Annotated in this window: 9 protein-coding genes; 7 read left to right on the top strand and 2 right to left on the bottom strand. The window is 72.5% G+C overall.

Annotated elements, in window-relative coordinates; translation table 11 throughout:
* Positions 1-40: 40 nt before the first annotated feature.
* A complete protein-coding gene (locus G6W55_RS07655) occupies positions 41-1,018 on the top strand; it encodes an Acg family FMN-binding oxidoreductase (protein ID WP_175520032.1) in 978 nt (325 codons plus the stop codon).
* Between the two features lie 25 nt (positions 1,019-1,043).
* Here G6W55_RS07655 and G6W55_RS07650 read toward each other — a convergent pair whose 3' ends face one another.
* A complete protein-coding gene (locus G6W55_RS07650; RefSeq protein WP_175520031.1) occupies positions 1,044-1,466 on the bottom strand; it encodes a pyridoxamine 5'-phosphate oxidase family protein in 423 nt (140 codons plus the stop codon).
* A gap of 268 nt (positions 1,467-1,734) precedes the next feature.
* Between G6W55_RS07650 and G6W55_RS07645 the strand changes: the two genes are divergently transcribed.
* The 6 genes from G6W55_RS07645 to narI all read left to right on the top strand — a co-directional run bounded on the left by G6W55_RS07645 (position 1,735) and on the right by narI (position 10,596).
* On the top strand, positions 1,735-3,018 hold the full coding sequence (locus tag G6W55_RS07645; protein ID WP_175520030.1) for an MFS transporter: 1,284 nt from the start codon (positions 1,735-1,737) through the stop codon (positions 3,016-3,018).
* Between the two features lie 36 nt (positions 3,019-3,054).
* Positions 3,055-3,531, top strand: a complete 477-nt coding sequence (locus tag G6W55_RS07640; protein ID WP_175520029.1) for a hemerythrin domain-containing protein — start codon at positions 3,055-3,057, stop codon at positions 3,529-3,531.
* A gap of 205 nt (positions 3,532-3,736) precedes the next feature.
* Entirely contained in the window at positions 3,737-7,459 is a 3,723-nt protein-coding gene (locus G6W55_RS07635; protein WP_254876149.1) for a nitrate reductase subunit alpha, read from the top strand.
* Between the two features lies 1 nt (position 7,460).
* Positions 7,461-9,146: a nitrate reductase subunit beta gene (gene narH, locus G6W55_RS07630; protein ID WP_175520028.1), complete on the top strand. Its 1,686-nt coding sequence runs from the start codon at positions 7,461-7,463 to the stop codon at positions 9,144-9,146.
* Positions 9,143-9,832 carry a nitrate reductase molybdenum cofactor assembly chaperone gene (gene narJ, locus G6W55_RS07625; protein ID WP_175520027.1) on the top strand — a complete coding sequence of 230 codons (690 nt, stop codon included), beginning with the start codon at positions 9,143-9,145 and terminating at the stop codon, positions 9,830-9,832. Before narH ends, narJ begins: the two co-directional genes overlap by 4 nt.
* Positions 9,829-10,596 (top strand): respiratory nitrate reductase subunit gamma, encoded by a 768-nt coding sequence (gene narI / locus G6W55_RS07620; protein ID WP_175520026.1) that lies wholly within the window; start codon positions 9,829-9,831, stop codon positions 10,594-10,596. The genes narJ and narI overlap by 4 nt, the downstream gene beginning before the upstream one ends.
* Before the next feature lie 28 nt (positions 10,597-10,624).
* Here the strand turns inward: narI and G6W55_RS07615 are convergent, their stop codons facing one another.
* Positions 10,625-12,349 (bottom strand): GAF domain-containing sensor histidine kinase, encoded by a 1,725-nt coding sequence (locus tag G6W55_RS07615; RefSeq protein ID WP_175520025.1) that lies wholly within the window; start codon positions 12,347-12,349, stop codon positions 10,625-10,627.
* Between the last annotated feature and the right edge of the window lie 61 nt (positions 12,350-12,410).

Raw genomic sequence — 12,410 nt, 5'->3', positions numbered from 1 at the left:
GAGTTGACGGAACGGAGGGGACATCGGTGAAGGAGCCGTCATGCAGAGCCGTGAAGTCGACGCCCCGGCGGTTCAGACCCTGCTGGCCGCCGCGGTGGCCGCGCCGTCGATCCACAACACGCAGCCCTGGCGGTTCGGCCTGGACCCGGACAGCAGGTCGATCCTGGTCCGCGTCGACCGCAGGCGGCCGCTGCCGATGACCGATCCGCAGGCCCGCGCCCAGTACCTGTCGGTGGGGGCCGCCGTCTTCAACCTGAGGGTCGCCGCCGAGCACCTCGGCTGGGAGCCCCTCGTCCGGCTGCGGCCCGCCGAGGACGATCCCGACCTGCTGGCCACCGTGCAGCTCACCGGGCCCGTCACCGGACCCTCGGCCCTGCGCGATCCGCGCGAGCTGTACGGGGCGATCGAACGCCGCCGCACCAGCCGGATGCCGTTCACGGGCCGTCCCGTGCCGGACCCGGTCGTGCTGGAGATGACCGGCGCGGCCCGCGCCGAGGGCGCCCACCTCGACGTCCCCGACATCGTGACGACCCGCCGTCTGCTGCGTCTGACCGCGGCCGCCGAGTCCCGCAACGCCGTCCACCCGGCCCGTACCGCCGAGGTACGCACCTGGCTCACCGCCCCCGGCGCGGCCGCCCCCTACGGCGTACCCCTGTCGGCCCTGGGCCCGCGGGACGCCTCAGGACGGGTCCCGGTGCGCGACTTCACCGGCGCGCCGCCCGCACCCCAGCTCCCCACCCTGCGCTTCGAGCGCCATGTCCAGCTCGCCCTGCTGTGGACCGGCCACGACCGCCGCGAGGACTGGCTGCGCGCGGGACAGGCGCTGGAGCGGGTGCTGCTCACGGCGACCGCGCACGGCGTACGGACCTCGATGCTGCACCAGGCCATGGAGTGGCCGGACCTGCGGCAGGCGATGGCCGGATCGCGGCGGCGCTGCCACCCCCAGTTGCTGATCCGCTTCGGCTACGGCCCGGACGGCGCCCGCACCCCGCGCGCGGCGGCGGACGATACGCCGTAGGTCAGCCGTAGGTCATCGGCACGCCTCAGGGCGTGCTCAGCCCGCCGTTGAGTTCGCGCCCCGTGACCATCTCGGACTCGATCCGCACGAAGACGACGTCCCGCAGCGGCATCCAGGAGGTGGGCCCGGTCTGCGTCAGCCGTTCGTGCTCGGCCGGGTCCGTGACCACGCCCGCCCGCCCGGTGACGACGACACTCCACCCGGACCGGGTCGCCGCGTTGAACTCGTCCGCCTCGAAGGCGACCACGACACCGTCGATGGCGTGTACGAGGTCCGAGCCCGGCGAGGTGCACAGCAGCACGGAGGCGTCCGTGTCCAGCGAGAAGTTGATGGGCAGCACCGCCGGCAGGGCCTGCCGGGTGTACACCACGCGGCCGACCGGCACCTTGGCCAGCATGCGCAGGCACTCCTGCCGGTCGAGTGCGCGAAAGCCGTCTGTCGGGAACATCGTCCCATCGTCGCTGGTGGGCGCGGCCCGGGGTAGGGCCGACCGGCCCTACCCCGGTGGCGTGCGCGGAGCGGCCCGGGCGCCCCGGGGAGACGATGGTGGGGGAGGGGCGTACGGGGTCGTCGGCGGGGGCCTGTCCGTCCCCCGGCAGGGACTGATGGCCCATGCCCGGCGTGCTTCCGGATGCGGACAGTGAGTACACGACGCCGTCGGGCGTCGTACCACCGTGCAGAGGCAGCCGAGGCAGCCGAGGAAAAGGACGGACACCATGGTCCAGCCGTCGAAGTCGAAGAGCGGCAGCTCACCGTCGGGCGCCCCGGTGCCCGGCCGGGCCTGGCTGATGCTGGCCCTGGCCACGATCGGTTTCGCCGTCAACTTCTGGGCCTGGGCGCTGCTGAGCCCCCTCGGCCCGCGCTTCAAGGACAGCCTCGACCTGTCGTCGTTCGAGCAGTCGCTGCTGGTCGCGGTGCCGGTCGTGGTGGGCTCCCTGGGCCGGATCCCGGTCGGGGCGCTGACCGACCGGTTCGGCGGCCGGATCATGTTCCCGATCGTCACGGCGGTCACCATCGCCCCGGTGCTCTACCTCGGTCTGGCCGGGCACTCCTCGCTCGCCGCCCTGCTGGCCGGCGGGTTCTTCCTCGGGGTCGGCGGCACGGCCTTCGCCGTCGGCGTGCCCTTCGTGAACGCCTGGTTCCCGCCGGAGCGGCGCGGCATGGCGATCGGTGTCTTCGGCGCCGGCATGGGCGGCACCGCGATCAGCGCCCTGACCACCGTGAAGCTGGTCGACGCGGGCAGCATGGCCACCCCGTTCGTGCTCACCGCCGTCCTGCTCGCCGTCTACGCCGTGACCGCCGCCCTGCTGCTGCGGGACGCGCCCGGCCGGACCGTCCCGACCGAGCCGCTGGCCCGGCGGCTGGCCGCCACCGCCCGCCTCGGCATCACCTGGCAGGCGTCCGCGCTGTACGCGGTCGCGTTCGGCGGCTATGTCGCCTTCTCCGTCTACCTGCCCACCTACCTCAAGACCGGCTACGGGCTCAGCCAGGCCGACGCCGCGAACCGCATGGCCGGTTTCGTGCTCCTGGCGGTGGCGATGCGCCCGATGGGCGGCTGGCTGTCGGACCGGCTGGGCCCGGTCCGGGTGCTGTCCGGCTCGCTCGCCGTGGTGGTGGCCGGTGCGGTGGTGCAGTCCTTCACCCCGGCGCTCGCCCCGGCCGGCACCCTCGCCTTCCTGGCCATGGCCGCCGCGCTGGGCGCGGGCAGCGGGGCGACCTTCGCCCTGGTGGCGCTGCTGACCCCGGCGAGCAAGGTCGGCTCGGTGACCGGTGTGGTCGGCGCCGCGGGCGGCCTCGGGGGCTTCCTCCCGCCGCTGGTGATGGGCTCCCTCTACGGCGCGTACGAGTCGTACGCGGTCGGTCTCGCCCTGCTCGCGGTCGTGGCCGCCGCCGCGCTGGTCTTCACCCTCACCCGGGTCCGCGCCGCCGTCGAGGGCGAGGACCGGGCGTCGGGACCCGGCCGGGGACAGCGCACCGGCACCGCGCACACCACCGTCTGACCACCCCCGAACACCCGCCGAAGGAGGGGAACCCCGATGTGCGAGTACTGCGGCTGCCAGTCCCTGGCGTCCATCGACGAGCTGACCCGCGAGCACGACGAGGTCGTCCGCCTGATCAGCCATCTCGGCCCCGCCCACCGCGCCGGTGACGTGGCCGGGATGGCCGGGGTCGCCCGGCGGATCGCGGACGTGCTCGGCCCGCACACCCAGGTCGAGGAGCACGGCCTGTTCCCGGTGATGGCCGAGGAGTTCCCCGAGCAGATCGCCGTCCTGGAGGCCGAGCACCGGCACGTCGAGTCGGTGCTCGCCGAGGCCGCGGACGGTGTCACCCCGGCGGACCCGGACTGGCCGCACCGGCTGATCGCGGCCATGGCGCTGCTGCGCGACCACATCCTCAAGGAGCAGGACGGCGTCTTCCCGGCCGCGCTCGCCGTCCTCGCCACCGAGGACTGGGAGGCGGTCGAGAAGGTCCGCGCCACGGCGGGCAGCCCCCTGTCCCGGACGGCTCCCTGACGCCGTACCTCCACCGCCGGTCACGGCGGAGCGGAGACCCACCCGGCCGGCCCGTCCGGCCGGGCGGGCTCGCGCACACCGTGTTCTGCTGGGCCGTGTACGACGGTTGACCTCACGGGGGACGGCGGTCGTAGAGTCGTTCGCGGCCGGACTTGATCACGACTCGTACGGGCCCGCGCGCCCGGGGCGGAGTGGCACGGTGGGCATGGATACCAGCCAGGCGCAGGCAGCGGGCATGGACGACGGGCTGACCGAGGCGCTGGTGCGCAGCCGCCGCTTCTTCACCCGGGCCGAGGTCTCCGACGATCTGCGGACCCTGCACAAGAAGGGCGGCCGTCAGGCGGACGCCTTCTACCGGGACCGCTGGTCGCACGACAAGGTGGTCCGCTCCACGCACGGCGTGAACTGCACCGGCTCCTGCTCCTGGAAGGTGTACGTCAAGGACGGCATCATCACCTGGGAGGCCCAGCAGACCGACTACCCCTCCGTCGGCCCCGACCGCCCCGAGTACGAACCCCGCGGCTGCCCGCGCGGCGCCGCCTTCTCCTGGTACACCTACTCGCCCACCCGGGTGCGCTACCCGTACGTGCGCGGCGTGCTGCTGTCGATGTACCGCGAGGCGAAGGCCCGCCTGGGCGATCCGGTGGCCGCCTGGGCGGACGTCGTCTCCGACCCCGAACGGGCCCGCCGCTACAAACAGGCGCGCGGCAAGGGCGGTCTGGTGCGGGCGAGTTGGGACGAGGCGGTGGAGATGGTCGCCGCCGCGCACGTCCACACGATCAAGGAGTACGGCCCCGACCGGCTCGCCGGCTTCTCGCCGATCCCGGCGATGTCGATGGTGTCGCACGCCGCCGGCGCCCGCTTCTACTCGCTGCTCGGCGGCGTGATGCTGTCGTTCTACGACTGGTACGCCGATCTGCCGGTCGCCTCGCCGCAGGTCTTCGGCGACCAGACCGACGTGCCCGAGTCGGGGGACTGGTGGGACGCCGGCTATCTGATCATGTGGGGCTCCAATCTGCCGGTGACCCGCACCCCGGACGCCCACTGGATGGCGGAGGCCCGCTACCGGGGGCAGAAGGTGGTGGCGGTCTCCCCGGACTACGCGGACAACGTGAAGTTCGCCGACGAATGGCTCGCCGCCCGGCCCGGCACCGACGGGGCGCTGGCGATGGCCATGGGGCATGTGATCCTCAAGGAGTTCTTCGTCGACCGGGCCACCCCGTACTTCACCGACTACGTCAGGACGTACACGGACCTGCCCTTCCTGGTCACCCTCGACGAGACGGAGATCGGGGGCGAGCCGGGCGCCGGCACCTACCGGCCGGGAAAGTTCCTGACCGCCGCCGACCTGGGCGGCGAGGCCGCGCGGGCCGAGCACGCCGAGTTCCGCACCGTGCTGCTCGACGCGGCCGACGGGCGGCCGGTGGTCCCCAACGGCACCCTCGGCGACCGTTACGGCGACACCGGCGCCGGCCGCTGGAACCTCGACCTCGGCGACATCCGGCCCCTGCTGAGCGCCGAGGGCGGCGACGAACCCCCGGTCGCCGTCGAACTGCCCCGCTTCGACGCCCCCGACGGCAGCGCGGGCCGGCTGCGCCGCGGCGTCCCCGTACGCCGGGTCGCCGGACGGCTGGTCACCACCGTCTACGACCTGCTGCTCGCCCAGTACGGCGTGGCCCGCCCGGGTCTGCCCGGCCGCTGGCCCACCGGCTACGACGACGCCGACGAGCCGTACACCCCCGCCTGGCAGGCCGCCGTCACCGGCGTGGAGGCCGCCAGGGCCGCCCGGATCGCCCGGGAGTTCGCGGCCAACGCGGAGGAGTCCGGCGGCCGTTCGATGATCGTCATGGGGGCGGGCACCAACCACTGGTTCCACTCCGACACCATCTACCGGGCGTTCCTGACCCTGACCACGCTCACCGGCTGCCAGGGCGTCAACGGCGGCGGCTGGGCGCACTACGTGGGCCAGGAGAAGGTGCGCCCGATCACCGGCTACTCGGCGATCGCGACCGCCGCCGACTGGAACCGTCCGGCCCGGCTGATGATCCAGACCGCCTACTGGTATCTGCACAGCGACCAGTTCCGCTACGACCCGTTCTCCGCCGACACCCTGTCCGCGGCCGGCGGCGGCCCGTTCGCCGGCCGGACCACGGCCGACGTGATCGCGCAGTCGGCGCGGATGGGCTGGATGCCGTCCTACCCGACCTTCGACCGCAACCCCCTCGACCTGGCCGACGAGGCCGCGGCGGCCGGACGCCCGGCCGGTGAGCACGTGGTCGACCAACTCAGGGCCGGACGGCTGGGGTTCGCGGGCGAGGACCCCGACAACCCGGCCAACTTCCCGCGTGTGCTGACGGTGTGGCGGGCCAACCTGCTCGGGTCCTCCGCCAAGGGCAACGAGTACTTCCTCAAGCACCTCCTCGGCACCGACTCCTCCGTGCGCGCCGCCGAGGCACCGCCGGACGCCCGCCCCCGGGACGTGGTGTGGCGGGACGAGGCCCCCGAGGGCAAGCTCGACCTGCTGCTCACCCTGGACTTCCGGATGACCAGCACGACCGTCTTCTCCGACGTCGTCCTGCCCGCCGCCACCTGGTACGAGAAACACGACCTGTCCAGCACGGACATGCACCCTTTCGTGCACGCCTTCAACCCGGCCATCGCCCCGCCCTGGCAGACCCGCACCGACTGGGACGCCTTCCACACGATCGCCCGGGAGTTCAGCCGCCAGGCCGCCGGACACCTGGGCGTGCGCACGGACTTGGTGGCCGCCCCGCTGCTGCACGACACCCCCGACGAACTGGCCAACCCCCATGGCCGGGTGCGCGACTGGAAGGCGGGGGAGTGCGAGCCCGTGCCCGGCCGCACCATGCCCAAACTGATCACGGTGGAGCGCGACTTCGGCGCCGTAGCCGACAGGATGGGCGCGCTCGGCCCGCTGCTCGACACCCTGGGCGCCACCACCAAGGGCGTCACCTTCGCGCTGGAACGCGAACTGGAGTACCTGCGCCACAAGAACGGCGTCGTACGCGGCGGCGCGGCCGACGGACGCCCCTCGATCGCCCGTGACGTGCACGCCTGCGAGGCGATCCTGGCCCTGTCGGGCACCACCAACGGCCATCTCGCCACCCAGGGTTTCCACACCCTGGAGGCCCGCACCGGAACCCCGCTGGCCGACCTCGCCGCCGAACACGAGGGCAGGCGGATCACGTTCGCCGACACCCAGGCCGCACCCGTGCCGGTCATCACCTCCCCGGAGTGGTCCGGATCGGAGACCGGCGGGCGCCGCTACTCGCCGTTCACCGTCAACGTCGAACGCCTCAAGCCCTGGCACACCCTCACCGGCCGCCAGCACTTCTATCTCGACCACGACTGGATGGCCGCCCTCGGCGAACAACTCCCCGTCTACCGGCCCCCGTTGAACATGCACGCCCTGTTCGGCGAACCCCGGATCGGCGACACCGGCGAACTCGGCCTGACCGTGCGCTACCTCACCCCGCACAACAAGTGGTCGATCCACTCCGAGTACCAGGACAACCTGTTCATGCTCTCGCTGTCCCGGGGCGGCCCCACCATCTGGATGAGCACCCGGGACGCGGACCGGGTCGGCGTCCGGGACAACGACTGGATCGAGGCGGTCAACCGCAACGGCGTCGTCGCCGCCCGCGCGATCGTCTCGCACCGCATGCCCGAGGGCACCGTCTACATGCACCACGCCCAGGACCGGCTGATCGACGTGCCCCGCACCGAGACCACCGGCCGCCGCGGCGGCATCCACAACTCGCTCACCCGGCTGCTGATCAAACCGACCCATCTCATCGGCGGCTACGCCCAGTTGACCTATGCCTTCAACTACCTGGGCCCGACCGGCAACCAGCGCGACGAAGTCACCGTGATCCGCCGCCGTTCCTCCCAGGAGGTGGAGTACTGAGATGCGCGTCATGGCCCAGATGGCGATGGTGATGAACCTCGACAAGTGCATCGGCTGCCACACCTGTTCGGTCACCTGCAAACAGGCGTGGACCAACCGCACCGGCGTCGAGTACGTGTGGTTCAACAACGTCGAGACCCGGCCCGGACAGGGCTACCCCCGCCGCTACGAGGACCAGGACACCTGGAAGGGCGGCTGGGAGCTGAACAAGCGCGGCAACCTCGCGCTGAAGGCCGGCGGCCGGTTCAAGAAGCTCGTCACGATCTTCTCCAACCCGGTGCTGCCCTCGCTCGACGACTACTACGAGCCCTGGACCTACGACTACGAGACCCTGACGAACGCGCCGCTCCAGGACCACACCCCGGTCGCCCGCCCCAAGTCCCTGATCACCGGCAAGGACATGAAGATCGCCTGGTCGGCGAACTGGGACGACGACCTCGGCGGCTCGGCCGCGACCCGCGAGAAGGACGTCGTCCTCAACGAGGTCTCCGAGCGGATCACCTTCGAGTTCGAGCAGACCTTCATGTTCTATCTGCCGAGGATCTGCGAGCACTGCCTCAACCCGTCCTGCGCGGCCTCCTGCCCCTCCGGCGCGATCTACAAGCGCGAGGAGGACGGCATCGTCCTGGTCGACCAGGACCGCTGCCGCGGCTGGCGGATGTGCGTGACCGGATGCCCGTACAAGAAGGTCTACTTCAACCACCGCACCGGCAAGGCCGAGAAGTGCACCTTCTGCTTCCCGCGCGTCGAGGTCGGCCTGCCCACCGTCTGCTCCGAGACCTGCGTCGGCCGGCTGCGCTACATCGGCCTCGTCCTCTACGACGCCGACCGCGTCCTGGAGGCCGCCACCACCCCGGACGACACCGGCCTGTACGAGGCCCAGCGGCAGGTCTTCCTCGACCCGGACGACCCCGAGGTGATCGCCGCGGCGGAGCGGGCGGACATCCCCCGGGACTGGATCGAGGCCGCGCAGCGCTCCCCGGTCCACGCCCTGATCAACACCTACAAGGTCGCCCTCCCGCTGCACCCGGAGTACCGCACCCTGCCCATGGTCTGGTACATCCCGCCGCTCTCCCCGGTGGTCGACGCCGTCCGCGACACCGGCCGGGACGCCGAGGACCACCGCACCCTGTTCGCCGCCGTCGACGCCCTGCGCATCCCCGTCGACTACCTCGCGCAGCTCTTCACCGCGGGCGATCCGGCCCCGGTGGACGCCGTCCTGCGCCGCCTGGCCGCCATGCGCTCCTACATGCGCGACATCAACCTCGGCCGCGAACCCGACGGCACCATCTGCAAGGCGGTCGGCATGGGCGAGGAGCAGATGTACGACATGTACCGGCTGCTGGCCCTGGCCAAGTACGACGAGCGGTACGTCATCCCGCCCGCCCACGCCGAACAGGCCCACCGCCTGGAGGAACTCGCCACCGAGTGCAGCCTGGACTACGAGGGCGGCCCCGGCATGGGCGGCTCAGGACCCTTCGGCGAGACCTCGGGCGGCGCCGCCCCCGTCGCCGTCGAGAACTTCCACGTCCTGCGCGACCGGCAGACCGCCGACACCCCCACCACCCCCACCGGCAGGGCCACCCGCGTCAACCTCCTCAACTGGGACGGCAAGGGCTCACCGCCCGGCCTGTTCCCGGGCCGGCCGTCCGGTGAGGGCGAAGGGGAGGGCGAGCCGAAGTCATGAAGTGGAAAAGCGCCCGCACCACCCTCCGCCTCCACCCCTGGCACCCCCACGCCTGGCAGGTCCAGTCCCTGCTGCTCGCCTACCCCGACGACCGGTTCGCCGGGCACCTGGACCTGGCCGCCCGGGTCGCCGCCACGCTGCCGGAACCCGTGGCCCGCCCCCTGCTCCGCTTCACCGCGCACGCCGCGCGGACCCCCACCGCCGACCTGGCCGCCGCGTACGTCGCCACCTTCGACCACCGCAAACGCTGCTGCCCCTACCTGACCTACTACGCGCACGGCGACACCCGGCAGCGCGGCACCGCCCTGCTGCGGCTGAAACAGACGTACACCGCAGCCGGCTGGCGCCTGGGCGACGACGAACTGCCCGACCATCTCGCCGTCGTCCTGGAGTTCGCTGCCGGCGCCCCCGACACGGGGGCCCGGCTGCTCACCGAGCACCGGGCCGGTCTGGAGCTGCTGCGCCTGGCCCTGACCGACGACGGCTCGCCCTGGGCCCCCGTCCTGGACTCCGTCTCGGCCACCCTGCCCGGCCTCGCGGGCGACGACCGCGAGGCCGTCCTGCGGCTCGCCGCGCAGGGCCCGCCCGAGGAGCAGGTCGGCCTGGACCCGTACGCGGCGCCGTCCTCGCCGCCCTCCTCGTCGCCCGTGTTCCTGCCCGACCCCGTCGTAGGAGGTCCCCGATGACCGCGCCCGCGCAGCCCCCCACCCTGGCGGCCGAGGCCGGCACCGGCGGCATCCTGCTGTGGGTCGTCCTGCCGTACCTCGCCCTGGCCGTCTTCGTCCTCGGGCACATCTGGCGCTACCGCTACGACAAGTTCGGCTGGACCACCCGCTCCTCCCAGCTCTACGAACGGCGGCTGCTGCGCATCGGCAGCCCGCTGTTCCACTTCGGCATCCTCGTCGTGATCCTCGGCCACATCGGCGGCCTGGTCGTCCCCAAGAGCTGGACCGAGGCGGCCGGGATCAGCGAGCACACGTACCACGTCACGGCCGTCGTCCTCGGCACGATCGCGGGCGTCGCCACGCTCGGCGGACTGGCCGTCCTGATCTACCGCCGCCGCACCGTCGGCCCGGTCTTCTCTGCCACCACCCGCAACGACAAGGCCATGTACGTCTCCCTGACGGTGACCATCGTGCTCGGCCTGTCCGCCACGGTGGCCGCGAACCTGGTCGGCGGGGGATACGACTACCGGGAGACGATCTCCCCCTGGTTCCGGTCGATCTTCTCCTTCCAGCCCGACCCGGACCTGATGGTGGGCGCGCCGGTGCTGTTCCAACTGCACGCGATCAGCGCGATGCTGCTCTTCGCGGCCTGGCCCTTCACCCGGCTCGTGCACATGCTCACCGCGCCGCTGGGCTATCTCACCCGCCCCTACATCGTCTACCGCAGCCGCGACACCCGCCTCGGCACCCGCCCGCCGCGCCGCGGCTGGGAACGCGTCGGCTGAGACGACGGGCTACAGGACCCGTGGGTCGTCAGGACAGCGGCACGGACCACTCCACCACCGTGCCCGTCGGTTCGTTCGACGTCAGGGTGAGGCTGCCGTCCAGCTCGGTGGCGCGCCGGCGGAGGTTGTCCAGGCCGCTGCGCCGGGTCACGGCCGGGTCGATCCCGGTGCCGTTGTCCGCGACGCGCAGCCGCAGTCGGCTGCCGTCGGTCTCGACGGTGACCTCGACGCCGGTGGCGCGCGCGTGCCGGGCGGCGTTCGACAGGGCCTCACGCAGCACCGCCAGCAGATGTTCGGCGTGACCGGGAGGCACCGCGGTGTCCAGCAGGCCGGTCATGCGCAGCGCCGGGGTGAAGCCGAGCACGGCCGCGGCCCGGTCGGTCTCGGCGAGCACCTTTGAACGCAGCCCGCCGCGTCCGTCGGTGCGGTCGCGTTCGTGGAGGGCGTAGATCGTGCCGCGGATGGTCTTGATGGTGTCGTCGAGGTCCTCGACGACCCGCTGCACCCGTTCGGCGACCTGCGGCCGGTCGGAGACCCGGCCGAGGACGGAGTTCAGGGTCAGCCCCGAGGCGAACAGCCGCTGGATGGCCAGGTCGTGCAGGTCACGGGCGATACGGTCGCGGTCCGTCAGCACCATCAGATGGTCCGCCTCGCGCCGGTGCTCGGCGATCTCCAGGGCGAGCGCCGCCTGGTCGGCGAAGCCGGTGATCATGGCCATGGTGGCGTCGGTGAACGCGTCCCCGCCGGGCAGATTGGCGACCTGGAGCACGCCGCGCACATGTTCCGCGCTGCCGAGCGGGAGCAGGAACCCCGGACCCAGCGCGATCTGCGCGGCGGAACCGCCGCCGCCCTGCGGTTCGTCGGACAGCGCGCCGCTGGTGATCTGTTGGTTGGAGGTGAACACCTTCGCGGCGAGCGTGGGGGCGGGCAGGACCAGGCCGTGCACCTGCTCGGCGCCCTCGCCGTCGGCCGCCTCGATGACCAGCTCGTCGCCGCCCTCGAACGGCACCGCGAGCGTCACCAGCGCGGCCCCGGACAGCGTCCTGACCGTCGCCGCGACCTGGTGCAGGACCCGGTCCGGGTCGGCGCCCGACAGCAGGCTGCGGGTCAGCTCGCTGCTGGCCGCCAGCCACTGCTCGCGGCGCCGGGTGTCCTCGTACAGCCGGGCGTTGTCGATCGCGACACCGGCGGCCGCCGCCAGGGTGCGCAGCACCGCCTCGTCGTCGTCGTCGAACTCCGCGCCGTCGCGCTTGTCCGTCAGATACAGATTGCCGAACACCTGGTCGCGCACCCGTACCGGCGCCCCCAGGAAGGTGGTCATCGGCGGATGCCCCGCGGGGAAGCCCACCGAGTCGGGATGGCGGCCCAGCTCCGGCAGCCGCAGCGGTTCCGGCTTGCGGATCAGCAGCCCGAGGATGCCCTGGCCCTCGGGGTAGTGGCCGATGCGACGGACCGTCTCGTCGTCCATGCCGACCGTGATGAACTGCCGGATCTTCCCCTCGTCACCGAGCACGCCCAGGGCGCCGTACTGGGCGTCCACCAGGGTCACGGCCGACTCGGTGATCCGCCGAAGGACCACGTCGAGATCAAGGTCGGAGCCGATGGCGAGGACCGCGTCCAGCAGCGTGTGCACCCGGTCCCGCGTCGCGCGGACCTGCGCGATCTGCGCCTGAAGCCCCTCCAGCAGCTCGTCCAGCCGCAACTGGGGTGCCCCCGGACGGCCCTCCCGCCCCTGCGCAGGACTCTCCGCCATTCCCGCTCCCTCCGGAAAAAGTGCCGCTGGCACCTCCAGAAAGATCCTATGGCCTCAAGCC

This window comes from Streptomyces sp. CAI-85 (genome assembly GCF_013363615.1).
In the GTDB taxonomy this organism is placed as follows: domain Bacteria; phylum Actinomycetota; class Actinomycetes; order Streptomycetales; family Streptomycetaceae; genus Streptomyces; species Streptomyces antibioticus_B.
Note: the sequence above shows the minus strand (reverse complement) of the source record. Positions and strands in the feature narration are given on the sequence as shown.